This is a genomic window from Streptomyces yangpuensis (genome assembly GCF_024666385.1).
GTDB lineage: Bacteria > Actinomycetota > Actinomycetes > Streptomycetales > Streptomycetaceae > Streptomyces > Streptomyces yangpuensis.
On record NZ_CP102514.1, the window covers coordinates 6,401,894 to 6,425,072 of the forward strand.

21 protein-coding genes are annotated in these 23,179 nt (G+C 73.6%); 17 read left to right on the forward strand and 4 right to left on the reverse strand.

Annotated features, from left to right (window positions below):
* Positions 1 to 22: 22 nt before the first annotated feature.
* The 8 genes from NRK68_RS29060 to NRK68_RS36820 are packed head-to-tail and all read left to right on the forward strand — an operon-like array spanning position 23 to position 9,470.
* A complete protein-coding gene (locus NRK68_RS29060; protein WP_257857192.1) occupies positions 23 to 736 on the forward strand; it encodes a glycosyltransferase family 2 protein in 714 nt (237 codons plus the stop codon).
* Entirely contained in the window at positions 733 to 1,158 is a 426-nt protein-coding gene (locus NRK68_RS29065; protein WP_183063987.1) for a hypothetical protein, read from the forward strand. The genes NRK68_RS29060 and NRK68_RS29065 overlap by 4 nt, the downstream gene beginning before the upstream one ends.
* Positions 1,158 to 2,288, forward strand: coding sequence for a glycosyltransferase family 4 protein (locus NRK68_RS29070; RefSeq protein WP_257857193.1), 1,131 nt, complete (start codon positions 1,158 to 1,160; stop codon positions 2,286 to 2,288). The genes NRK68_RS29065 and NRK68_RS29070 overlap by 1 nt, the downstream gene beginning before the upstream one ends.
* On the forward strand, positions 2,285 to 4,576 hold the full coding sequence (locus NRK68_RS29075) for a DUF2206 domain-containing protein (protein ID WP_257857194.1): 2,292 nt from the start codon (positions 2,285 to 2,287) through the stop codon (positions 4,574 to 4,576). Before NRK68_RS29070 ends, NRK68_RS29075 begins: the two co-directional genes overlap by 4 nt.
* Complete coding sequence (locus tag NRK68_RS29080; RefSeq protein WP_183063990.1) at positions 4,573 to 5,724, forward strand: glycosyltransferase family 4 protein; 1,152 nt, start codon at positions 4,573 to 4,575, stop codon at positions 5,722 to 5,724. The genes NRK68_RS29075 and NRK68_RS29080 overlap by 4 nt, the downstream gene beginning before the upstream one ends.
* Positions 5,717 to 7,114, forward strand: coding sequence for a lipopolysaccharide biosynthesis protein (locus NRK68_RS29085; RefSeq protein ID WP_257857195.1), 1,398 nt, complete (start codon positions 5,717 to 5,719; stop codon positions 7,112 to 7,114). Before NRK68_RS29080 ends, NRK68_RS29085 begins: the two co-directional genes overlap by 8 nt.
* Positions 7,111 to 8,355, forward strand: a complete 1,245-nt coding sequence (locus tag NRK68_RS29090; RefSeq protein ID WP_257857196.1) for a polysaccharide pyruvyl transferase family protein — start codon at positions 7,111 to 7,113, stop codon at positions 8,353 to 8,355. Before NRK68_RS29085 ends, NRK68_RS29090 begins: the two co-directional genes overlap by 4 nt.
* Positions 8,352 to 9,470, forward strand: coding sequence for a glycosyltransferase family 4 protein (locus NRK68_RS36820; RefSeq protein ID WP_308296327.1), 1,119 nt, complete (start codon positions 8,352 to 8,354; stop codon positions 9,468 to 9,470). Before NRK68_RS29090 ends, NRK68_RS36820 begins: the two co-directional genes overlap by 4 nt.
* A gap of 30 nt (positions 9,471 to 9,500) precedes the next feature.
* On the opposite strand, the gene NRK68_RS29105 is transcribed toward NRK68_RS36820, so the two are convergent.
* Complete coding sequence (locus tag NRK68_RS29105; RefSeq protein ID WP_183063994.1) at positions 9,501 to 10,706, reverse strand: cellulase family glycosylhydrolase; 1,206 nt, start codon at positions 10,704 to 10,706, stop codon at positions 9,501 to 9,503.
* Between the two features lie 437 nt (positions 10,707 to 11,143).
* Between NRK68_RS29105 and NRK68_RS29110 the strand changes: the two genes are divergently transcribed.
* Positions 11,144 to 12,427: a phosphatase PAP2 family protein gene (locus NRK68_RS29110; RefSeq protein WP_183064245.1), complete on the forward strand. Its 1,284-nt coding sequence runs from the start codon at positions 11,144 to 11,146 to the stop codon at positions 12,425 to 12,427.
* Between the two features lie 110 nt (positions 12,428 to 12,537).
* On the opposite strand, the gene NRK68_RS29115 is transcribed toward NRK68_RS29110, so the two are convergent.
* Positions 12,538 to 14,070 carry an amino acid permease gene (locus NRK68_RS29115; RefSeq protein WP_183063995.1) on the reverse strand — a complete coding sequence of 511 codons (1,533 nt, stop codon included), beginning with the start codon at positions 14,068 to 14,070 and terminating at the stop codon, positions 12,538 to 12,540.
* Positions 14,071 to 14,234: 164 nt separating this feature from the next.
* On the reverse strand, positions 14,235 to 15,215 hold the full coding sequence (locus NRK68_RS29120; protein WP_046776534.1) for a hypothetical protein: 981 nt from the start codon (positions 15,213 to 15,215) through the stop codon (positions 14,235 to 14,237).
* A 289-nt stretch (positions 15,216 to 15,504) separates the two neighbouring features.
* On the opposite strand from NRK68_RS29120, the gene NRK68_RS29125 reads away from it, so the two are divergent.
* The 6 genes from NRK68_RS29125 to NRK68_RS29150 all read left to right on the forward strand — a co-directional run bounded on the left by NRK68_RS29125 (position 15,505) and on the right by NRK68_RS29150 (position 21,710).
* Positions 15,505 to 16,941 (forward strand): FGGY family carbohydrate kinase, encoded by a 1,437-nt coding sequence (locus NRK68_RS29125; RefSeq protein ID WP_183063996.1) that lies wholly within the window; start codon positions 15,505 to 15,507, stop codon positions 16,939 to 16,941.
* Positions 16,938 to 18,338, forward strand: coding sequence for an FAD-dependent oxidoreductase (locus tag NRK68_RS29130; protein ID WP_257857197.1), 1,401 nt, complete (start codon positions 16,938 to 16,940; stop codon positions 18,336 to 18,338). The genes NRK68_RS29125 and NRK68_RS29130 overlap by 4 nt, the downstream gene beginning before the upstream one ends.
* The gene (locus tag NRK68_RS29135) at positions 18,335 to 19,534 is read left to right on the forward strand and encodes an NAD(P)/FAD-dependent oxidoreductase (RefSeq protein WP_183063998.1); all 1,200 of its coding nucleotides are present in this window, start codon (positions 18,335 to 18,337) and stop codon (positions 19,532 to 19,534) included. The genes NRK68_RS29130 and NRK68_RS29135 overlap by 4 nt, the downstream gene beginning before the upstream one ends.
* Positions 19,535 to 19,709: 175 nt before the next feature.
* Entirely contained in the window at positions 19,710 to 20,399 is a 690-nt protein-coding gene (locus NRK68_RS29140; protein ID WP_183063999.1) for a HemK2/MTQ2 family protein methyltransferase, read from the forward strand.
* Complete coding sequence (locus NRK68_RS29145) at positions 20,383 to 20,625, forward strand: CDGSH iron-sulfur domain-containing protein (protein WP_257857198.1); 243 nt, start codon at positions 20,383 to 20,385, stop codon at positions 20,623 to 20,625. The genes NRK68_RS29140 and NRK68_RS29145 overlap by 17 nt, the downstream gene beginning before the upstream one ends.
* Positions 20,622 to 21,710: an iron-containing redox enzyme family protein gene (locus NRK68_RS29150; protein WP_257857199.1), complete on the forward strand. Its 1,089-nt coding sequence runs from the start codon at positions 20,622 to 20,624 to the stop codon at positions 21,708 to 21,710. Before NRK68_RS29145 ends, NRK68_RS29150 begins: the two co-directional genes overlap by 4 nt.
* Positions 21,711 to 21,825: 115 nt before the next feature.
* Here NRK68_RS29150 and NRK68_RS29155 read toward each other — a convergent pair whose 3' ends face one another.
* On the reverse strand, positions 21,826 to 21,999 hold the full coding sequence (locus NRK68_RS29155; RefSeq protein ID WP_183064001.1) for a CsbD family protein: 174 nt from the start codon (positions 21,997 to 21,999) through the stop codon (positions 21,826 to 21,828).
* Between the two features lie 184 nt (positions 22,000 to 22,183).
* On the opposite strand from NRK68_RS29155, the gene NRK68_RS29160 reads away from it, so the two are divergent.
* Positions 22,184 to 22,693 carry a flavin reductase family protein gene (locus tag NRK68_RS29160; protein ID WP_257857200.1) on the forward strand — a complete coding sequence of 170 codons (510 nt, stop codon included), beginning with the start codon at positions 22,184 to 22,186 and terminating at the stop codon, positions 22,691 to 22,693.
* A 146-nt stretch (positions 22,694 to 22,839) separates the two neighbouring features.
* The gene (locus NRK68_RS29165) at positions 22,840 to 23,175 is read left to right on the forward strand and encodes a hypothetical protein (protein WP_183064002.1); all 336 of its coding nucleotides are present in this window, start codon (positions 22,840 to 22,842) and stop codon (positions 23,173 to 23,175) included.
* Positions 23,176 to 23,179: the final 4 nt, after the last annotated feature.

The window sequence follows — 23,179 nt, forward strand, 5'->3', positions numbered from 1 at the left end:
TGAATTGAATACGCTTTCCGTCGTGATTCCGGCGCTCAACGAAGCGCCCAACCTACCCACCGTCGTCAACTCGGTGCCCACGAGCGCGCTCCGCGCTCTGGGCTGGGAGACCGAGGTCATCATCGTCGACAACGCTTCCACCGACGACACCGCCGCGGTGGCCGCCGCGCTCGGCGCCACCGTCGTCTCCCAGCCGGAGCGGGGGTACGGCAACGCCTACCACGCCGGGTTCCGCGCGGCCAAGGGCGATGTCATAGCGACCGGCGACGCCGACTGCACCTATCCCTTCGACTCCCTGCCCGAACTGCTGGGCACCTTGGCGGAGGCCGACGTCGAGTTCATGACGACCAACCGGCTCCGCCGCGAGAACCGCTCGGCGATGAAGCGGTCCCACACCGTCGCCAACTACGCGCTGAGCGCCCTGAGCCGGGCCCTGTTCCGCAACGGCCTGCGCGACTCGCAGTCCGGCATGTGGGTCTTCCGGCGCTACGTCTGGGACGGCGTGGACGTGAAGTCGACGGGCATGGCCTTCTCCCAGGAGATCAAGAACGCCGCGACCCAGGCCGGCTACCGGTACCTCGAAGTGCCCATCGAGTACCGCAACCGCCAGGGCGAGGTGAAGCTCAACGCGCTGCCCGACGGGATGGCCAACCTGCGCCAGCTCTTCGAGCACCGTTTCCGCCGGCCCGCCGCGGAGCGCCCCGCGCGCTACGAACGGCGGCACACCCCGGCATGAGGAAGCGTCTGATCCGAGCGGCCCTGGCGTTCGTGGTGGCGGCCGGCCTGTGCGCCGCGGCCTGGTCGCTGCCGCCCGTGCGGACGGTCCTGCTGGACTCGTTCACCCGCCGGCAAGCCGCCTACATCGAGCTCTACTTCACCGAGAATCCGCGCTTCGACGGAGCGAGCGTCCTCGTTCCCTTCGCGGTGAACGACCACGGCTCCGGCTCCCGGTCGCTGGTCGCGACGCTCACCGTGGAGGCCGCGAACGGCAACGTGCTGGCTACCGAGACCTACCCCGTCGAACCCCACCAGGGCGCCGCGGTCCCGGTCACGGCGCGGATCCGCGCCAAGGGGACCGACGTCGCCCTGGTCCGGGTCTCGCTCACCGGGCACCCTCAGACCCTTCACTTCCGCTTCGGCCGGCCCCCGGAACTCTGATGCGCACCGTTCTCCAGATCACTCCGTACTACCCCCCGCACCTCGGCGGCCTCGAACGCGTCGTGCTGCACCTGTCGCGCTGCCTCGCCCCACGCCACGACGTCCGCGTCGTCACCACCACGCTCGGCTCCGGCGGCGCGCCGCGGCGGGCCCGGGAGGACGGCGTCACCGTGCGCAGGCACCGCGCCACCGAGTTCGCCCACACCGCCATCGCGCCCGGGCTCCTCGGCTCGCTCCTGGCCGCGCCGCGCGGCGCCGTACTGCACGCGCACTGCGCGCACGCCCTCCTGCCGGAGACCGTCGCACTCGCCGCCCGGCTGCGCCGGCAGCCGTTCGTCCTCCACTTCCACCTCGACGTGGACGCCAGCGGGCGCCTCGGCGGACTCCTGCCCGCCTACAAAAAGCACGTCTTCGGACGCGTCGCCCGCGCCGCCGCCGCGGTCATCGTGCTGACCGAGCAGCAGGCCCGCTTCGTCGAGGAGGCCTACCGGGTGCCGCCCGCGCGCGTGCACGTGGTGCCCAACGGAGTCGGTCCGGAGTTCTTCCGTCCCGCGCCCGCGCCTGCCACCGCCCCCGTCGGCGCGGCCACCGCGACCGCCACCCCCCGGCCCCTGCGGCTGCTCTACGTCGGCCGCCTCAGCGCCCAGAAGAACATCGCGCGCCTGCTCGACGCGATCAGCCTGGCCGAATCCCCGCTCAGGCTCCGCGTCGTCGGCGGCGGCGAACTCGACGCCGACCTGCGGGCCCGGGCCGCCGCACTCGGCCTCGGCGAGCGCGTCGAGTTCACCGGGCCCCTGTACGACGAGGACCTCCTCGCCGCCTACGCGGACGCCGACGCCTTCGTCCTGCCCTCCGACCGCGAGGGCATGCCCCTCGCCGCGCTGGAGGCCATGGCCGCCGCCCTGCCCGTCCTGGCCACCGATGTCCCCGGCAACACGGAACTGCTGCGCGGCGTCGGCCTGCTGGCCGCACCGGACCCGGCCTCGCTCGCCGCGGCCATGGACCGCCTCGCGTCCGACCCCGCCCTGCGCGGCCGGCTGGCCGGCCGCAGCGCCGAGCGGGCCCGCCGCCACACCTGGGAGGAAGTCACCCGGCAGGTGGAGCTCGTGTACCGGAAGGCAGGGATATGAAGGCGCCCACCTGGCTGCGTGGACGGCTCGGCGTCCTGCTGAGCCTCGGTCCCGCCTGCGCCGTCGAGACGCTGCCCGGCGTCCCCGCCCTCCTCCTCGCGCCGGTCGGCCTGTGGCTGCTCTTCGCCGCGCCCGTCCTGCTGCTGCGCGGCTTCACCGACAAAGTGGTCTCCACCCGCAGCGGCTCCCTCCTGCTGGCGGCCGGCCTCGCCGTGCTCCTCGACGTCCTCGTGGCGCTGGGCGTCAACACCGTGCTTCCGCCGCTCGGCGTCGAACGGCCCCTGACCCGACTGGTGCTTGCCTCGGCGACCACCCTCGTGCTGCTCGTCCTCGGAATCCTCGCCCCCCAGTCACCACGGCCCCTCCTGCGCGGCGCACCCCTGAGCGGCGCCCGCCCGGTGGCCTGGGTGGCCGGAGTCGCGCTGCTGCTCTCCGTGGCCGGCCCGATCAGGCTCAACAACGGCCTGGGCGGCGCCGTCAGCACGGCCGCCCTGGTCGTCGTCACGGCGCTGATCGTCCTCCTGCTGCTTCGCCACGGACGCTGCTCCCCGATCGTCCTGGAGGCCGGCATCTACGCCGCCTCCGCCACCCTGCTGCTGCTCACCTCCCTGCGCGGCTGGTACATCACCGGGCACGACATCCAGCGCGAGTACCTCTACTTCCGCCTCACCCTCGGCGGCGGTTTCTGGGACATCTCCGCCTACACCGACCCGTACAACGCCTGCCTGAGCATCACCCTGCTCCCGGTGAGCATCTTCCGGCTCACAGGCATCGAGGACATCTACGTCTTCAAGGCCGTCCTGCCGCTGCTCTTCGCCCTGACCCCGGTGCTGGTCCACCGCGCGGTGCGCAATGTGGCGTCCCCGCTCGTGGCGCTGCTCTCCGCCGTGTTCTTCATGGCGTTCCCGACCTTCTTCACCGACATGCCGTTCCTGGGCCGGCAGGCCATCGCCTTCCTGCTCCTGGCCTGCGCGATGCTCGTCCTGACCGATTCCCGGCGCCCGCTGCCCCTGCGGCGCGCGGTGTTCACCGTGCTCCTCGCCGGAGTGGTCCTGTCCCACTACTCGACGATCTACGTGATCGTCGGCACCCTGGCGACCGCGTTCGCCGTGGACAAGGTCTGGCGGCTGGCCTCCCGGCCGGGCCGCGCCCGTGCGCACCGCGCCGTCGGCAAGGGCCGGACGCGGACGTTCCTGACCTGGTGGACCGTGGCCGTACCGGCCGTTCTCGCCCTGCTCTGGGCCGGCCCCCTCACCCACACCGGCGGCCAGCTCGAAAGCACACTGCGCGTCGTCGCGAGCGACCTGTTCGGGTCCGGCGACGCCCGCGGAGGCTCCTCCGACACCCGCTACAGCCTCTTCGGCGGGGCCGGGGTCACCCCCGAGGCGCGGCTCGCCGAATACCGCGAGGACACCATCGGCTACACCGGGGCCGACCGGGCAGAGGGCAAGTACCTGCCGCTGGACGCCCTCGCGAAGTACCCCACGCCCGTGGCCGAGAAGGAGAACCTGCCGCTCACCCCCGTCGGCCGGGCGCTGGACACCGCCGGCCTGAGCGTGCCCGCCCTCAACGGGGTGCTCCGGCAGGCCGCCGCCCTGCTGCTCCAGGTCCTGGTCCTGGTCGGGTTCGTGATCGCCCTGCGCGGACGCGGCAGCCCGTTCACTCCCGTCCGCGACCAGATCACCCTCACGGTGGGCGCCCTCGCGATGATGGGCCTGTTCACCCTGGTGCCGCAGCTGTCGGTCGACTACAGCGTGCTCCGCGCCTTCCAGCAGGGCCTGTTGTTCTTCGCCCCGTTCATCGCCGCCGGCGCCCTGTGGGCGGTGCGCCGGGCCGGCCGCCGCGCCCTCCCCGTGCTGTGCGTCCTCGTCGCCGGGCTGCTGCTCGACCTGACCGGAGCCGTCCCCAAGGCACTCGGCGGCTACCCCGCGCAGCTCGCCCTCAGCAATTCCGGTCCTGCCTACGACATCTACTACCCGCACGCCGAGGACCGCCGGGCCGCCATGTGGCTCAACCAGCGGGCTGCGGGCGACGACCTCGTCGTACAGACCGACCGGTACTCCTTCAGCCGGCTGCAGACCCTCTTCACCGTCCGCACGCAGGACAGCGTCCACCCCACGCTGCTGCGGTCCCAGTCCTACGTCCTGCTCGGGTCCACGCCGACCCGCAAGGACGAGGTCACCGTGTTCTTCCGGGGCGACCTCGTGACGTACCGGTACCCGCGCAACCTCCTCGACACCACACGCAACCTGATCTACAGCAACGAAGGGGCGGTGGTCTACCGATGAACCACGTCCGGCGCCGGCCCCGGGTCCTGCTCGTCAGCCACTACTACCCGCCGCACCTGGGCGGGATCGAGAACGTCGTCCGCAACGAAGCGCTCCACCTCGCCCGGCACGGCGCCGAGGTCACCGTTCTCACCAGCGGCGACCACGCCGGGATCCACCACGAGGACGGCGTCCGCGTCGTCCGCGTCGCCGCGTCCAACGTGGTGGAGCGCCGGTCGGGCGTCCCCTTCCCGTTGTTCTCCCCGGCCCTGCTGCCCGCAGCCCTGCGCTGGGCCCGCCGCGCCGACGTCGTCCACGTCCACGACTGCCTCTACGCCTCCTCCTGGGCGGCCGGACTCGCCGCGGCCGCCACCCGCACCCCCACCGTGGTGACCCAGCACGTCGGCATGGTGGCGCACCCCTCGGCCCTCGTCCGCGCCGTCCAGCGGGCCGTCTACGCCGTCGCGGGCCGGCCCCAGCTCCGCCGCGCCCGCCGGGTGCTCACCGTCAACGCCGACGTCGCCGCGTTCGTCCAACGGCTCGGCGCCCGCGCCGAGGCCCGCCACCACCTCGCCAACGGCGTGGACACCGGCCTGTTCCGGCCGCCCGCCGACCCCGCGGAGCGCGCCGCGGCCCGGGCGCGGCTCGGCCTGCCGGCCGGACGCACCCTCGTGCTCTTCGCGGGCCGGCTCGTCCCCAAGAAGGGGTACGACCTCCTCCTCGACGCCCACGCCGGCGACGCCGCATACGACCTCGTCTTCGCCGGTGACGGGGACGCCGCGGCCCTCGCCGGACGCTCCGGCGTCCACCACCTCGGCTCCCTGTCCGCCGAGGACCTCGCCGACGCCTACCGGGCCTGCGACGTGTTCGCCCTGCCCTCCACCGCCGAGGGCTTCCCGCTCACCGTCCAGGAGGCCATGGCCTCGGGGCTGCCCGTCGTCACGACCGACGACCCCGGATACGCCCCGTACGGCCTGGACCGCGACGTCGCCCTGCTCGTGCCCCGTAGCGTCCCCGCGCTGCGCTCCGCGCTCGACGGCCTGGTCGCGGACCCCGCCCGGCGGGCGGCGACGGGAGCCGCCGCCCGCGCGTTCGCCGAGGCGTCCTTCGGCTGGGACCGGCACGTGACCGAGCTGCTCCGGCACTACGGGGACGCCGGCCGTGGGTAGGCACGCCCGGCCCGCGGACCAGATGTTCCGGAGCTCGTTCTTCCTGCTGGCGTCCACGGTCACGACCGCCGGGCTGAGCTTCCTCTTCTGGGTGGTCGTGGCCCGCTTCTACCCGCCCGAGCAGGTCGGGCTGGCCACCTCGCTGATCTCCGCGACCTCGCTGCTCTCCTACCTCAGCATGCTCGGCCTCAACAGCACCCTGATCCGCTTCCCCGCCGAGGGCAGGGCCCGCAACGGCCAGATCACCCAGTCCACCGCCCTGGTGCTGATGGTCTCCTGCGCCGCCGCCGGGATCTACCTGCTGGGGCTGCCCTGGTACGGGCACAAGCTGCTGTTCGTCCGAGACCACGCGTACCTCGCCGCACTCTTCGTCCTGTCCTGCGCCTGTGCCTCGCTGAACCTCCTGGCCAAGTCGGTCTTCATCAGCGCCCGCATGGCGCAGTACAACGTGCTGTCCGACGGGATCCTCCAAGGCCTCGCCAAACTCGCCGCGCCCGTCGCCCTGGCCGGGTTCGGCGCGGCCGGAATCCTCGGCTCGGCGGGCATCGGCTACGCGGTCGCCGGCGCCGCGGCCCTGCTGCTGCTCCGGCGCCGCCTCGGCTTCCGCTTCGACTTCCGCTCCCGGGGCACCCGGCTGCGCGAGCAACTGCGCTTCTCCGTCGCCAGTTACGTCTCCAGCCTGATCAACCTGGCGCCCGTCCTGGTCACTCCGCTGATCGTGCTCCAGAAGCTGGGCGCCGCCGAAGCGGGATACTATTTCGTCGCCTTCCAGATCGCCGCCCTCCTGAACTCCGTCTCCACCGCCGTGGGCGAGGCCGTCTTCGCCGAGGTCTCCTCCGAACCGTCCCGGTTCGGTGAACTCCTGCGCCGCTCCGCGAAGATCATCGCCGCGGTGCAGGTCCCCGCCGTCGCCGTCGTCGCGGCCGGCAGCGGGCTGCTCCTGCTGGTGTTCGGCGGCGGCTACACCGAGGCCGCGAGCGGACTGCTCAGGGTGCTGGCCCTCGCCGCCCTCCCCGTCGCCCTCAACACCTGGGCGTGTTTCGGGCTGAAGCTGGCCCGGCGGATGAAGCGGCTCATCGCCGCCAACACCGTCCTCGCGTGCACCACCATCGGCCTGGCCGCGTGGTGGGCGCCACACGGGCTGGTCTGGGTCGGCTGCGCCTGGGGCATCGGCAACCTGGCGGCCGGACTGTTCGCCACCGTCGCCCTGCTGCGCGGCCGGCCCTCCGCGCCCCGCCCGCCGGAGCCGGACCTCGACCCCGGACCGGGCTGGTTCCCCGTCGACACCCTCCAACTGCGCGCCGTGCGCCTGCCCGGGCCGACGGCCCCGGATCCGCCGTACCCCGCCGCGCCGTCCGCCGCCACACCTGCCGAGAGGTACCGCCCGTGAAGATCGTGGTGATCAACGCCTACGTACGGGAGAACGCGGGCGATGCCGCGCTGCTCTCCGTCTGCCTGCAACAGGTCCGCGAGGCGTTCCCCGGCGCCGACGTCCGCGTCGCCGGCATGGAGGACCCCGCCGTCCACCCCGCATTCGAGGACGCCCCGAACCTCGGCTCGATCCGCCGCCACGTCGCCGACGGCACCGCTTCGCGTTCCCGCCGGATCCTGCGGAAGGTGTACGTCGGCGCTGCCTGCGCGGGCCTCCTCCTGCTGCCCCGGTCCGCGGCCGCGCTCCTGCGCGGGGTCCTGCCCGCCGAGGCCCGGCGCGAGGCGGACGCCCTGGCCGGCGCCGACCTGGTGGTGTCCACCGGAGGCGGATACGTCCTGGCCCGCCCCGGGCTCGACGGCCACCAGAACGTCTTCTTCGTCCTGTTGCCGGTGCTGCTCGCCCAGCGCGCCGGCGTGCCCGTCGTCTTCGCCCCGCAGTCCTACGGCCCGTTCCCCTCCTCCCTCCAGCGGCGCCTGGTCGCCCGCGCCCTCGGCCGGTCCCCGCTCGTCCTGGCCCGCGAGGACGTCAGCGTGGCCCAGCTGCGCGGCTGCGGCCTGCCCGAGGAGGCCGTCACCCGGGGCGTCGACTCGGGCTTCGCGTTCGACCCGCCGCCGTCCTGCGACTGGCGGGCCCGGCTCGGCATCGCACCGCAGCAGCGGCTGGTCGGGGTCACGGCCAGGCGCTGGCTGGCCCCGGCCGCCCAGGACGCCTACGAACGGGCCCTGGCCGCGACGATCGACGCCGTCCAGGCCACCGGCGCCCGTGTCGTGCTGATCCCGCAGGTCAGCACCGACTACCTGAGCGACGACGACCGCATAGTGGAACGCCGGATCGCCGCCCACTGCACCGCGGCGCCCCTGCTGATCGAGGACCGGGTGGACTACCGCGATCTCAAGGGCGTCTACCGCGAGTGCGCCCTGCTGATCGGCACCCGCTTCCATTCGGTGATCTTCTCCCTGACCAGCGGAGTGCCCTGCGTGGCCATCGAGTACGAGCACAAGACCCGCGGCATCATGGCCGACCTCGGCCTCGGCGCCCACGTGCTGGCCATCGAGGACGTCACCCACCCCCGGCTCTGGGCACTGGTCGCACCCCTGCTCCAGGACGACTCCGGCTACCGCGAGCAGCTGCGACGCCGCCTGCCGGGTTACATCGCCGAGGCAGAAGGCTTCCCCGGCCTGCTGCGGGCGGCCCTGTGAACCCCCGCACGGTGGCCGTGGTCACCCCCTACTACCCGCCGCACCTCGGGGGCGTCGAGCAGTACGCGGCCCGGGTCGCCCGAGCCGTGCACGAAGCGCCCGGCCTCGACGCCGTCGTCCTCACCAGCCGGCCCGGACTGCGCACCCGTACCTCCCTGGAGGACGGCGTGCGGGTCGTCCGGCTCGGCTCCTGGCTCCGGCTCTCCAACACCCCCCTGAGCCCCCTGTGGCCGCTGCAGCTGCGGTACTGGCTGCGCCGTACGGGCGCCGACGTGGTCCACGCCCACGCCCCCGTTCCGGGGCTCGGCGACCTCGCCGTGGCCGTGGCGGGCCGCCGCCCGGCCGTGCTCACCTACCACGCCGGTTCGATGCTCAAGGGCGGCCCCGGCACCGGCGCCGCGGACCGCCTCATCGGCCTCTACGAACGCCGGGTCCTGCCCCGGGTGTTCGGCCGGGCCCGGGCCCTGGTCGCCGTGTCCCCCGTCTCCCTGGCCGCCGGGCGGCCCGGAGCCCTGGAGATCAGCCCCGGCGTCGACACCGGCCGTTTCACGCCGGGCCCGCCGCCCTCCACCCGCCCGCCGACGCTCCTCTACGTCGGCCGCATCGACCGGTCCTCGGCCTGGAAGGGGGTCGACGTCCTCGTCCGCTCCCTGGCCGAAGTACCCGGTGCCCGGCTGCGCCTGGTCGGCGGCGGCGACGCGGTCGCCGACCAGCTCGCCCTGGCCGCGTCCCTCGGCCTCGCGGACCGGGTCACCGCGTCCGGCGAACTGACCGGCTCCGCCCTCGTCCGGGCGGTCCGCGAGGCGGCGGTGCTGGTCCTGCCCTCCGTCACCGAGGCCGAGTCGTTCGGCATGGTGCTCGTCGAGGCGATGGCCTGCGGCACGCCGGTGGTGGGCTCGCGGGTAGGCGGCATCCCATACGTCGTCGAGGACGGGCGGACCGGTCTGCTGGTGCCGCCCGGCGACCCCGGAGCTCTGGCGGGCGCCTGCCGGCGGCTCCTCCAGGACGGTGCGCTGGCGGACCGGCTGGGCGAGGCGGGGCTGCGCACCGCGCGTGAGCGGTTCGCCTGGGACGGCCTCCTGGCCCGGTACGTGGACCTGTTCCGCTCGCTGTGACCGCCGGCCGGCCTCCCGTACGGCACGCCGCTATCGGGGCTGCTTCTTCGCGTACTCCTCGATGGCGGCCCGGAGCGCGGCGAACGCGGGCTTCGCGGAACCGTCGTAGCGGCGCAGCCCGTAGTACTTGGAATGGCTCTTGTCGTTACCGGTGGCCGTGTCCTGATGGGCGAACCAGAAGGCCGCGGCCACGTACTTGTCCTTCGCGGCGGTCGGCACGGTGTCGGTGGCGATCCGCGCCTGGAACTCCTCGCTGACGTGCGTGATGTTCTCCGCCCGGGACTTCTCGTCGGCGGCGGGGTTGCCCGGACCGTTGGTCGGCGCGCCCGTCTCCGTCAGCCACACCGGCATGCCGGGCGTCCCGTGCCGCTCGGCGACGCCGACCAGGTTCTCCCCGGCGCTGCTGATCTCCGTGAACACCTTGCCGTCGTGCGGGAGCTGGGGCCAGGCGTAGGGGTGGTAGCTGAGCGCGTCCACCACCTTGTTGCCGCCGAGCCGGCAGACCTGTTCCAGGAAGTCCAGGTGGGAGACGTACTTGATGGATTCCCAGGTGCCGACGGCGGCCAGGCCGCCCATGAGCACGTACGCCGTCGGGTCGGCTTCGCGCAGCGAGGCGGCGGTGGAGCCGAGGAGGGTGGTGTACGCCTTCGCGTCGGGCTTGGGGTACCAGAACTGGGGGAGGTTGGGCTCGTTCCAGATCTCCCACGTGTGCACGCCCTGGGGCGCGTAGCGCAGGGCGGCGAGCTTCGCGAACGCGGCGAACTTCTTGGGGTCGGCCGGCGGACACGTGGGACGGTGCCCCGTGCAGGACTCGGCCCGCGCCCATGCGGGGGTGTAGGCGACCGTGGCGAGGACGTCGAGGTTGCGTTCGCGGGCCGCCTTCACGATCCGGTCGAAGCGCTGCCACTGGTAGGTGCGCGGGCTGTCCGGCTGGATGTTGTTCCAGGACAGGTCCACCCGGATCCAGGTGGTGCCCAGCCCGACCGCGTCGTTGAGGGCGGCGGCCAGGCCGTCGTCCGACTTCCAGGTGAGGGTGTCGCCGTAGGAGACGCCGAGTCGCAGATCGTGCTTCTTGGGCGGCTCGGGCGGCCGCTGGAACCCCCCGGCGGCCCGGGCGCCGGCGTCCGACGCAGGACCTGTCGACGACGCCGCCGCCACGACCGTCGCGGCGGTCGCCAGGACGAAGGAGACGAAGGCGACGACGAGCCGCTGCCGTGTACTCGAGTGCCCCACCATGAGGCCACCCTAAGGCAAGGGTGCGGCGGCTCCTTGTCCCACCCCGGGTGGTGATCCGCCGTTGACCGGCGGAACTCGACCACGACCCGGTGGCCTTGGCCGAGGTGGGCACCGCCTCGGCCTGCCGGCCCTTCGAGCCCGCCGAGACCGCCGCCGCCGCACTCACCGCACTCGCCGCCCTCCACCGCTGGGACGCCCTGTGCCGATGCCGGGGGAATTCCGTATTCCGCCCGGCACGCCCTCAGTCCCCTCGGTTTCCCGGATGTGGCCTTCCTTACTTTCCCGAACCGGCTCACCAGCTCCGCTAACATGTTCGAGCGAACAATGATCAGGTTGAAATATGAACATCGGCTGAAAAATAGATATCTGCGGTAAAGCGAGTGTTTTCGCGAAAGGGCGGCGGAGCCGAGTCCGCCGGACGGCGCCGGCCACGCGTCATTCTGTGGGTCGCGGCGAGCGCCGTGACCCTCGGATTCCTCGTCGCCCTGGAGATCGCCGCGCGCGGCTACGGCGTACCGGGGCCGATCACCGACCAGGCGCGGGAAGTGGTGTTCGCACCCAAGTCGGGCACGGTGCTCTACGCCAGCATGGCCCTGATGCTGGTGGTGCTCACCTGGCGGCAGCGGTTCATCGCGCTCGGCGCCGCGGTCGGCATCGACCTCGTCTTCTGGCTCGTGCGCTGGGCGGTCGGCGCCGAGATGATGTACGGCAACGGCGCGCTCCTGGTCACCCTGGGCTGCGCGGTCATCGCACTCACCCGCCGCACCGGCCGTGAGCGGACCCTGCTGCTCCAGGGCGTCGGACTGGCCCTGCTGCTGGTGACCGGCCGCAAGACCGGCTACACCTGGCTGCTGATCACGTCGAAGACCCGCCCGACGGTGCTCGACCAGTACGTGGCCACCGCCGACCAGGCGCTGGGCAACCCGTCGTGGGTGGCGGGCCGGATCGTCGAGGCCACCGGGGTCGTCGGCTTCCGCGTCCTCGAATTCGTCTACATCCAGCTCGCCGTGATGGCGGTCATCGTCGCGCTCTACCAGCTGCGCCACGTGGCGGCCGAGCGCCGCTTCCCGCGCCACCACCTGGTGCGCACCTTCCTGGCCATCGGGCTGCTCGGCCCGGGCATCTACATGGTCTTCCCGGTGGTCGGGCCGATCTTCGCGTACGGCGCCGACGGCGGGCAGTGGGCGCTGGCCGAGCTCTGGCCGAACACGCCGCCGCCGGTCACCACCCCGCAGCCGATGCTCTTCGACGAGTTCACCCCGCGCAATTGCATGCCCAGCCTGCACACGGCCTGGGCCACCGCGATCTTCATCCATTCCCGCAGGGCCCCCCGGGCCCTCCGCTGGGCGGGAACGTTCTGGCTGATCGCGACGCTCGGCGCGACCCTCGGATTCGGTTACCACTACGGTGCGGACATCGTCGCCGGTGTGGTGTTCACCCTCACCATCGATGCCGCGCTGCGCACCCTCGACCACGGAGGGGACCGCAAGGGCGTCCGGTTCGTCGCCTACGGCACCGCGGTCTTCCTCGCGCTGCTGCTGTCGTACCGCTTCCTGCCGATGGAGATGGCGGCGCTCCCGTGGGTGTACGGCCCGCTCGTCGTCCTGTCGATGGTCTCGGTGATCTACGGCTACGTCCGGCTCACCCAGCGCTGGGACCGCCGGGCCGAGTCGGTGACGCTGCCGCAGCAGCGGCGCGAGCCGCAGCCCGAACTGGTCTGAACGCACCGCGCGCGCCCCGGTGCGGCGGGGCGCGCGCGCGGACCGTCGGGCCGTCGGGCCGACGGAAAGACAGACAGACAGGCGGACGGTCGGCCTGCCGGCCGGTCGACTCAGACGATGCCCTCGGCGATCTCGGCCTGCTCCCGGGCGTTGCCGTAGGCCGACGGCGTTCCGTACGAGCGCCGGGCGGCGTACCACCAGGCGCTGGCCAGGACGAGGACCACGGCCAGCGCGATCACCGCGTAGTTCATGGAGTCGATGGTCACCGGTGACTTCTGCGGCAGGCAGAACAGCACGGTGACGACGGCCACCCACACCACGGCGGTCCAGCCGATCGGCTTGCTCCACCGGCCCAGGTTCCACGGCCCGGGCTGGAAGCGGTTCCCGGCGCGCAGCCGCAGGTAGATCGGGATCGCGTAGGCCGGCGTGATGCCGATGACGTTGATGGCGGTCACGGCCCCGTAGGCGGTGGCGGAGTAGAGCGACGGGAGCGCCAGCACGGCCGCGACGGCGACGGAGAGCCACACGGCCGGGACCGGGGTCTGCGTACGGCTGCTCACCTTGCGCCACAGCGCGGAGCCGGGCAGCGCGTTGTCGCGGCTGAAGGCGAAGACCATCCGGCTCGCGGCGGCGACCTCGGCGTTGCCGCAGAAGAGCTGCGCGACGATCACGACGAGGAGCAGGGCGGTGGCGCCGCCGGAGCCCAGCGCGTCGAGGAAGATCTGGGCCGGCGGGACCCCGGTGGCGGTGCCCTGCACGGCCGCGTAGTCCTGGATGGCGAAGGTGAGGCCCGCGAGCAGCGCGAAGCCGGCGATCCAGGAGACCCAGATGGCCCGGACGATGCCCCGGGCGGCGGAGACCGAGGCGTTGGAGGTCTCCTCCGACAGGTGCGCGGAGGCGTCGTACCCGGAGAAGGTGTACTGGGCGAGCAGCAGGCCGACCGCGGCCACGTAGAACGGGTTGGCCCAGCCGGTGTCGTTGACGAACTCGGTGAAGACGAACGAGGGCGACTGGTGCTGGTCGGGTATGAAGGCCAGGGCACCCACGATCACGGCGACGCCGCCCAGGTGCCACCAGACGCTGACGGAGTTGAGCACGCTGACGAGGCGGACGCCGAAGAGGTTGAGCGCGGCGTGCAGCAGCAGGATGCACAGGAAGATCACGAACGTCAGGCCGGGGGTGGGCTCGATGCCGTACTGGAGGTTGAGGAAGGCACCGGTGAACAGGGCGGCGCCGTAGTCGATGCCGGCGATGGCGCCGAGCAGACCGAGCAGGTTCAGCCAGCCGGTGTACCAGCCCCAGCGGCGCCCGCCGAGCCGGTCGGCCATGTAGTAGAGCGCTCCCGAGGTGGGGTACGCGCTCGTGACCTCGGCCAGGGCGAGTCCCACGCAGAGCACGAACAGGCCGACGCCGGCCCAGCCCCACAGCATCACGGCCGGACCGCCCGTGCCCAGCCCGAAGCCGTAGAGCGTCATGCAGCCGGACAGGACGGAGATGACCGAGAAGCTGATGGCGAAGTTGCCGAAGCCGCCCATCCGGCGGGCGAGGACCGGCTGGTAGCCGAGCTCTCTGAGCCGTTCCTCCTCGTCCCGCCGGGGCGGGGCCTTGCTGTCCTGGCGGACGGTCGGCGCGGTGCGGGACATGGGGGAGTACCTCCGGGGGTGGTGAGGATCGGGGACGGGGGTGGGGCGGTGGAGACAGGTGGGGCGGTGGAGACGGGGGTGAAGCGGTGGAGACGGGGGTGAAGCGGTGGAGACGGGGGTGGAGCGGGGGAGTACGGGGGCACCGCGGGCAGGGGGCCGCGGAGTCAGCCCCGGGCCGCCAGGCTGCGGGTCCTGGCCCGCAGGAAGACCTCCATGGCCAGTTCCTGGTCGGCGGGGTCCCGGGTCCGGTGGGCCCAGGGCAGCGTGGTCCAGTACCGGTCGATCGTGTCGAAGACCTGTGCCGCCTCGTCGAACCGGTGGGCCCCCCACAGCGCGTGGGCGAGGTGGTTCAGGTCGAGCGGGGAGGCACGGCGCAGGTCGCTGTGGCGGAACCAGGTGTCGAGGGCGTGCCCGGCGTCGCGGACGGCGTCCTCGGCGACCCAGTGGAGGTCGAGCGCCTTCTCCTGGCCGCGTTCGCGGCGGTACCGCTCGATGCTCAGATAGAGCGGCAGGAGATGCACGGCGGACGCGGCCGGGGCCGAACCGGACGCCCAGTGCACGAAGTTGGCGGCCTCGGTCAGCGGCCCGGGCGTACCGGCGCACACGAACTGCAGCATCCGGTGGTACGCCTCGCGGTTGTGCGGGTCGCGCTTGTCGGCCTGGGCGAGGATGCCCCAGGGACCACGGGGCAGCATCAGGGCGGGCGGTTGCTGCCGGTGCTCGTCCATCGAGCGGTGCTCGTCGAGCAGGGCCAGTGCGAGCAGGCAGACCCAGGGGACGGGGTCGGCGGGGCTGGCCTCCGAGGCGTCGCGGCAGGCGGCCCACGCCTCCTGCCACAGCTCGCGTGTGCGGGGGTGGCGCGCCCGGTGGGCGCGGACGGCGCGTTCCACGGCGACTCGTGTGTGCATGACGGACGCGGCGACGCTGCGCGGTTCCTCGGACCGCCATGCCTGGACCACGTCGGATCCGGCGGCGACCGCGGCGAGCACCTGGGTGCGCTGGGTCCACAGCCCCCAGCCGTCCGTCCGGTCCAGTAACTGCGCCATCGCCACCCAGCGGCCGGTGCGCAGGTCCTGCACGGCCACCCGGAGGTCGTTGTCGTGGCCAGCGGGGTGGTAGACGGGCCGGAAGTCGCTGCCCGCCATCACCTCGCCCCGGTCGACGGGTAGCCGGGACGGGCGCGTCTAGCGGTCGTCGTCGTCATCGGTCCTCGCATCGCATGGCCTTCGCGCCGGGTGATCGGCGATCACTATAGAGTGACTATGAGCGTTCGAGGCGTGAAACTTTTTCGAATGCAAGTATCAAGCCACATACAAGATGTGAATTCGCGTCAGACGCCCGTGGCCCGCGCGGATGGATCTTGACGGGTCGGCGTCCGCTGGTGAAGTCTTCCGGCAGACGATCGCGCATGCCGACACCAGGGACGGAGTGGTGATGACGGGCCCGGTGCTCGCTGTGGACCAGGGCACCTCGGGAACCAAGGCCCTCGTCGTCTGCCCCGCACGAGGGGTCATCGGCTCCGCCTCCGCCCCCGTACGGCCCCGGTACCTGCCGGGCGGCCGCGTGGAGGTGGACCCCCGCGAGCTGCTGGATTCGGTCGTCGACGCGGGACGCGCCGCCCTCGCGGCGGCCGGCGAACCGGTCGCCGCGGTGGGCCTGGCCAACCAGGGCGAGACCGTCCTCGCCTGGGATCCGGCGAGCGGTGAGCCGCTGACCGACGCGATCGTCTGGCAGGACCGCCGCGCCGAGTTGATCTGCACCGAACTGGCCCCGCGCGCGGCGTCGTTGCTGGACCGGACGGGACTGCCCCTCGACCCGTATTTCGCCGCGCCGAAGATGGCCTGGATACGCCGTCACCTCACCCGCCGCGGCGTGGTGACGACCAGCGACGCATGGCTGGTGCACCGCCTCACCGGCGCCTTCGTCACCGACGCGGCGACCGCCGGCCGCACCCAGCTGCTCGACCTCGACACCGTCGACTGGTCACCGGCGGCACTGGACGCCTTCGGCCTCACCGGCGAGGCCCTGCCCGACATCGTCGACGCGGACACCCGCGTCGGCACCACCACCGCCTTCGGACCCCCGCTGCCGCTGACCGGGCTGCTCGTCGACCAGCAGGCCGCACTGCTCGCCCAGCGCGTCACCGAACCCGGAACCGCCAAGTGCACCTACGGCACCGGCGCGTTCCTCCTCGCGCAGAGCGGACCGCGCCCCCTCCGCAGCACCTCCGGACTCGTCGGCTGCGTCGCCTGGCGGCTCGCCGGCCGGACCAGCTACTGCCTCGACGGGCAGGTCTACACCGCCGCGTCCGCCGTCCGCTGGCTCACCGACCTCGGCGTGATCTCCGGCGCCCACGACCTCGACACCGTGGGCGGGACCGCCCCCGACGCCGGCGGCGTCACCTTCGTCCCCGCGCTCGCCGGCCTCGCCGCCCCCTGGTGGCGCGGCGACCTGCGCGGCTCGGTCACCGGCCTCGGCCTCGACACCACCGCCGGACACCTCGTACGGGCCCTGTGCGACGGCATAGCCGCCCAGGTCGCCGAACTCGCCGACGCCGTCGCCACCGACCTCGGCACACCTCTGGCCGCCCTGCGCGTCGACGGCGGCCTCACCCGCTCCGCCCTGCTCATGCAGGCCCAGGCCGACCTGCTCCAGATCCCCGTCGAGGTGTCCGCCCTCCCGGACGCCACCGCCCTCGGCGTCGCAGCCGTCGCCCGGCTCGGCCTCGACCCCTCCCTCACCGTGCACGAGGCCGTCCCCGAGTGGAAGCCGTCCGCCGTCTACGAGCCGAAGGCCCGGGCCGGCCACGCCGCCGAGCGCCGCGCACGGTTCCGGACGGCGGTGTCCGCCCTGCTCGACACACCGGCATGACCCTGACCCGGCGCGGCCCGCTGCCCGGCGGCGACCCGTACGACGTGACGGTCGTCGGCGCCGGTGTGGTGGGCTCGGCCATCGCCCGGGAACTGTCCCGCCTCCCCCTGCGGACCGCCCTGATCGACGCCTCCGACGACGTCGGCAACGGCACCTCGAAGGCCAACACCGCCATCCTGCACACCGGTTTCGACGCCTCGCCCGGCTCCCTGGAATCCCGGCTCGTCCGCGACGGGCAACGGCTGCTCGCCGCCTACGCGGCCGACACCGGCATCCCGGTGGAACCGGTCGGAGCCCTGCTCGTCGCCTGGAACGAGGAACAGCTCGCGGCCCTGCCGGTGCTCGCCGACAAGGCCGTGCACAACGGCTACCGCTCCGCCCGGATCCTCCCGGCCCACGAGGTACGGGCCCGCGAACCGGAACTGGGGCCCGGAGTGCTGGGCGCGCTCCACGTACCGGACGAGTCCCTCATCTGCCCCTGGACGACCACCCTCGCCTACGCGACCCAGGCCGTGCGGGCCGGCGTCGACCTCCACCTCAACTGCCCCGTACGCTCGGTCACCCCGGGCGAACCGCACACCCTCGCCACCGGCCGGGGCCCGCTGCGCACCCGGCACCTGGTCAACGCGGCCGGCCTGCACGCCGACGAGATCGACCGGTTCCTCGGCCACACGGACCTCACCGTCACCCCCCGGCGCGGCCAGCTGATCGTCTTCGACGAACTCGCCCGCGGTCTCGTCCGCCACATCCTGCTGCCGGTGCCCGACGCCCGCGGCAAGGGAGTGCTGGTCACGCCGACCGTGTACGGGAACGTCATGCTCGGGCCGACCGCCGAGGACCTGGACGACAAGACGGCCACCGGCTCGACCGCCGACGGGCTCGCCCTGCTGCGGGAGAAGGGCCGACGGATCCTCCCCGCGCTCCTCGACGAGGAGGTCACCGCCGTCTACGCGGGGCTGCGGGCCGCCACCGGGCAGGAGGACTACGCCGTGCGGGCGCATCCCGCCCAGCGCTACGTGACCGTGGGCGGGATCCGTTCCACCGGCCTGACCGCCTCGATGGCGATCGCCGCACACGTGGTCGGGCTGCTCGGCGAAGGCGGTCTGCCCCTGACCGGCGCCCGCGACCCGGAACCGGTGCGGATGCCGAACCTCGGCGAGGCCTTCCCCCGCCCGTACCGCGACGCGGCGATGATCGCGGCGGACCCGGAGTACGGCCGGATCGTCTGCCACTGCGAGCGCGTCACCCGCGGCGAGATCCGCGATGCGCTCGCCGCGACCGTACCGCCCGCCTCGCCGGACGGCCTGCGGCGGCGTACCCGCGCCCGCGGCGGCCGCTGCCAGGGCTTCCACTGCGGGGCCGCCGTCCGCGCCCTGTTCGAGGAGGCCCGCCCGTGAACCGCACCGACAGGCGCGTCGACGTCCTCGTCGTCGGCGCCGGCCCCGCCGGACTGGCCCTGGCAGCCCGGCTCGCCCGGGCCGGCGCCGGCCGCGTCGAGGTGCTCGAACGCGAACCGGAACCGGGCGGGATGCCGCGCCACCTCCACCACGGAGGCTTCGGCCGGGCCCCGCTGCCCTGGCTGCGGGGCCCCGCGTACACACGACGGTGGGCGCGGGCGGCGGCCGCCGCCGGGGCCGCCGTCCGCACCGGTGTCACCGCCACCGGCTGGGCCGGCCCGCTCCGCCTGGAGACCACGAGCCCGGCGGGCCTGGAACGGATCACGGCCCGGGCCGTCGTACTCGCCACCGGCGCCCGCGAACGCCCGCGCAGTGCCCGGCTCGTTCCCGGCTCACGCCCGTCCGGGGTGCTGACCACCGGGGAGCTGTTCCGCTCGGTCCACGAGCACGGCCTGCCCGTCGGCCGGCGGGCCGTGGTGGTCGGCGCCGAGCCCGTCGCCCGCCGCGCCGCGGCCACACTCCGGCAGGCGGGCACGGACGTGGCGGCGATGGTCACCGAGCAGCCGCGCGCCGCCGCCGTGCCGGGGATCCCGCTGCTCACGGCGACCACGGTCGGCGAACTGCGCGGCCGGAGCCGGCTCACGGGCGTGACCGTCCGCCACCGGGACGGCCGTACGGGCCTCCTCGCCTGCGACACGGTGGTCTTCACCGGCGACTGGATCCCCGACCACGAACTGGCCCGCCGCGGCCGCGTCCCCCTGGACCCCGGCACCCGGGGCCCCTGCGTGGACGCCGCCTTCCGCACGGCGGCCCCCGGCGTCTTCGCCGTGGGCAACGCCCTCCACGGAATCGAGAGCGCGGCCACCGCCGCCGAGGAGGGAGCCGCCGCGGCGGCCTCCGTACTCGCCCACCTCGCGGGCGCCCCCTGGCCCGAGCCCGGCCCTCCGCTGCACGTCCGGGCCCCGCTCCTGTGGGTGACGCCCAACCGGATCACCGGCATCGCCCGGCGGCCGCTGCTGCTGCGCTCCGCGGAAGCGGTGACCACCCCGGTGGTGACGGCGGCCCAGGACGGCCGGACACTGTGGCGGCGCCGGTTCCCGCTCCCGGCGTCCCCGTCCCGCTCCCTCAGGCTCCCACCGGACTGGACCGCCCGCGTCGACCCCACGGGCGGACCGGTCGTGCTGGCCCTCGGCTGACGTCGCCGGGCCCGGCGCACGGCCGCCACGGACAGCCCGACGGCGGCACCCGATTCCTGTCGTTTCCTCCGAAAGTCACCTCGACCCCGGATGGGGTGCCGCGCGGCGGGCAGGCGCCCACTGCCGTCACCTGCCGCGCATCGGCCCCGCGGACCCCACGCGAATCCGGAGGTACATGGTGTCCCCTACGGCACTGCTCCCGGGCCCACCGGCTCCGGGCCTGATCGCCCTCCCCGGTGTGTACCGGCCACAGGCGGACACCCGGTTCCTCGCCGAGGCCCTCGACCACGAGGACCTGGGACCCGGCCGGGACGTGCTGGAGATCGGCACGGGCACCGGTGCCCTCGCCCTGCACGCCGCGGACCGCGGCGCCCGCGTCACGGCGGTCGACGTCTCCTGGGCCGCCGTGCTCACGGCCCGGCTGAACGCCCTGCGCCGACGCCTGCCCCTGCGCCTCCTGCACGGCGATTTCGCGATGCGCACCGCCGGCCGCCGCTTCGACCTGGTCTTCGCCAACCCGCCGTACGTCCCCGCCCCCGGGGACCGCCCGCCGGCGCACGGGCCCGAGCGGGCCTGGGACGCCGGCCCCGACGGCCGCGCCGTCATCGACCGGATCTGCGCCGGGGCCCCGGCGCTGCTGCGGGCCGGCGGTTCCCTGCTCATGGTGCATTCGGGGATGTGCGGAGCCCAGGAGACCGTGGACCGGCTGTCCGCGGCGGGCCTGACCGCCGGGATCACGGCGCGGACCGCCGTGCCGTGGGGCCCCGTCCTGCGCGGGCGGCGCGCCTGGCTGGAGCGGCGGGCGCTGGCGTCCCCGTACGAGGAGTGGGAAGAGCTGGTGATCATCCGTGCCGTGTCCGTCTGACAGCGCCGCGACCCCCGCCCGGCGGGTGTCCGTGGACCCCCGGGGCCCCGTACTCGTCGAGGGCCCGGTCGAGGTCGTCCTCGACGACGGGACCGTCGTGCGGTCCGACCGCTTCGTCGTCGCGGTGTGCACCTGCCGTCGCAGCCGCACGTACCCGTGGTGCGACACCAGCCACCGCCCCAGACAACGAGCCGTGCCGTCGACCGAGGACGGGAACCCGCGATGACAGGTCACGACCGCAACATCCCCACGGCTACTGCTACTGCCACTGCCACTGCCACTGCTACGGGTACGGCGGGGGTGGAGACGGCTGCGGCGGCCGGACCCGGCCTGGTCGAGGCGCGCGGCGAGCTGTCCCGGGCCGTGACCCGGGCCCTGCGCTCGGACGCCGCCCCGGCCTGCACCCCCGGAGCCGTGCTGCGGGCCGACCCCTGGGGCGAGGACCTGCAGCTCGCCCTCTACCTGCTCTACGAACTGCACTACGCGGGCTTCGACGGCGTCCACGACGAACGGGAATGGGACCCCGACCTGCTGCGGCTGCGCCGGGCGATGGAGGACCGGTTCCTGCACGCCCTGCGCAGCGAACTGGCCGACGGCCCCCGCTCGGTCGAGGACGCCTTCGCCCCGCTCCTCGTCGAGCCCGTCGACCTCTCGGACAGCCTCAGCCACTACCTGGAAACGGAGGGCGAGCTCTGGCAGCTGCGCGAGTACGCGGCCCTGCGCTCCCTCTACCACCTCAAGGAGGCCGATCCGCACGTCTGGGTCATCCCCCGGCTGACCGGCCGCGCCAAGGCCGCGATGGTCGCCATCGAGTACGACGAGTTCGGCGCCGGCCGCGCCGACCGCGTCCACGCGCGGCTCTTCGCCGCCCTCATGGCCGACCTCCGGCTGGACCCCGCCTACGGCCGGTATCTGGACCGGGCGCCCGCGCCCCTGCTGGCCACCGTGAACCTGATGTCCCTGTTCGGCCTGCACCGGGCGCTGCGCGGCGCGCTCGTCGGGCACTTCGCGTGCGTCGAGGTCACCTCCTCACCCGGCTCCCGCCGCATGGCCCGGGCCATGCGGCGGTGCGGGGCGGGCCCGGCCGCGGAACGCTTCTACACCGAGCACGTGGAGGCCGACGCCGTCCACGAACAGGTCGTACGCCACGAGGTGATCGGAGGCCTGCTGGCCGACGAGCCGGACCTGGAGGCGGACGTCGCCTTCGGCTGCGCGGCGACCGTCCTGCTGGAGGACCGGCTGGCGACGCACATCCGCAGCGCCTGGACCCGCGGCGACAGCGCCCTGCGCACCCCGCTGAGGCTGCCGTGAGGCGTCGCGAGCCCGCCGGGACACGCCTTCGGCGGGCCCGCCGGGACACGCCTTCGGCCGCCGACCGGGAACGGTCGGCGGCCGCTGCGCGTTCCGGCGCGAACCGGTCGGCGGGTCAGCCCTTGAAGGTGTCCTTGATCTTCTCCTTGGCCTGCCGGGCGTTGCCCTTGGTCTTCTCGGCGCGACCCTCGGCGGTCAGGCGTTCGTTGCCCACCGTGCGACCGGCGGTCTCCTTGATCTTGCCCTTGATCTGTTCGGCCTTGGCCCGGCTCTTCTTCTTGTCGGACACGGCTGATCACTCCCTGGAGATCGGGGTGGAGATGCGTCGTACAAGGGGCTTCTGACCGCGATCCCGGGCGGCAAACGCCGCGAAGCGACCACCCGGTCGGGCAGTGGGAGGATGGGCGGAGGCGGGGCTGGAGGGGCTGGAGGGGCCGGAGACCGAGGGCCGAGGGCCGGAAGGTGAGGGGCACGTGGCCGGACTGGACGCGTTCACCGACGTACTCGACTACCCGATGTACGTGGTGACGGCGGCGGACGGGGACGGGGACGGGGACGGGGGCCGGCGGGCCGGCTGCCTGGTGGGCTTCGCCTCCCAGTGCTCCATCGACCCGCCCCGCTTCATGGTGTGGCTCTCCCGGGCCAATCACACGTACACGGTCGCCCGGACGGCCACCCACCTCGCGGTGCACGCCCTTCGGGACGACCAGAAGCGCACGGCCGAGCTCTTCGGCAGCCGGACCGGTGACGACACCGACAAGTTCGAACACCTCGCCTGGAGCCGGTCGCCCCACGCTCCCGCACCGGTCCTGGACGACGCCGCCGCCTGGTTCCTCGGCCGTATCGAAGGACAGGCCGACGGCGGGGACCACGTCGGATTCCTGCTCGCGCCCGTCGACGGCAGCCGCCCCGGCGGCCCCGAGCGGCCGCCGCTGCTGCTTCTGAGCGACGTACTGGACCTGACACCCGGCCACCCGGCCTGACCGGCGGCCACGCCACCCGCCCGAACCACCCCTGATTGCGGCCCGCACCGACCGCGCCGAGACTGGATCCGCGTGTGACCGGCAGCCGTGTGTGAGCGGCATCCACGCGTGATCAGCCAAGCAGCGAACGGACGATGGGAGCAGACATGTCTGGATACGAGAACGGATTCGCCTGCACAGCCGGTGCTCAGGACTTCACCGCCACGGCCCACCGGTACGGCAAGGGCAGGCGCACGGTCACGGTGAAGGGCACCTGCCAGTGCCGGACCCCCGGCTTCGAACTCAAGCTGGTGCCGGCGTCCCCACCGATCGTCAAGGTCCCCGAGGAACTCCGCCTGGACCTGAAGGAGGTCCCGCCGAACGACACCGTCGCGCAGGTCATCACACCCACCGACGTGGAGGGCGAGTTCGAGGTCGACGACGAGGTCGAACGGGTCTTCATCAACAACCGGAACATCACCGTGCTGGTCAAGGAAGGCTGACGAC

Bases quoted from the DNA above. Each gene is read 5' to 3' on its own strand.
- NRK68_RS29065 (WP_183063987.1), top strand. From the start codon at position 733: ATGAGGAAGCGTCTGATCCGAGCGGCCCTGGCGTTCGTGGTGGCGGCC.
- NRK68_RS29070 (WP_257857193.1), top strand. From the start codon at position 1,158: ATGCGCACCGTTCTCCAGATCACTCCGTACTACCCCCCGCACCTCGGC.
- NRK68_RS29075 (WP_257857194.1), top strand. From the start codon at position 2,285: ATGAAGGCGCCCACCTGGCTGCGTGGACGGCTCGGCGTCCTGCTGAGC.
- NRK68_RS29080 (WP_183063990.1), top strand. From the start codon at position 4,573: ATGAACCACGTCCGGCGCCGGCCCCGGGTCCTGCTCGTCAGCCACTAC.
- NRK68_RS29105 (WP_183063994.1), bottom strand. From the start codon at position 10,706: ATGGTGGGGCACTCGAGTACACGGCAGCGGCTCGTCGTCGCCTTCGTC.
- NRK68_RS29115 (WP_183063995.1), bottom strand. From the start codon at position 14,070: ATGTCCCGCACCGCGCCGACCGTCCGCCAGGACAGCAAGGCCCCGCCC.
- NRK68_RS29120 (WP_046776534.1), bottom strand. From the start codon at position 15,215: ATGGCGGGCAGCGACTTCCGGCCCGTCTACCACCCCGCTGGCCACGAC.
- NRK68_RS29125 (WP_183063996.1), top strand. From the start codon at position 15,505: ATGACGGGCCCGGTGCTCGCTGTGGACCAGGGCACCTCGGGAACCAAG.
- NRK68_RS29130 (WP_257857197.1), top strand. From the start codon at position 16,938: ATGACCCTGACCCGGCGCGGCCCGCTGCCCGGCGGCGACCCGTACGAC.
- NRK68_RS29140 (WP_183063999.1), top strand. From the start codon at position 19,710: ATGGTGTCCCCTACGGCACTGCTCCCGGGCCCACCGGCTCCGGGCCTG.
- NRK68_RS29150 (WP_257857199.1), top strand. From the start codon at position 20,622: ATGACAGGTCACGACCGCAACATCCCCACGGCTACTGCTACTGCCACT.
- NRK68_RS29165 (WP_183064002.1), top strand. From the start codon at position 22,840: ATGTCTGGATACGAGAACGGATTCGCCTGCACAGCCGGTGCTCAGGAC.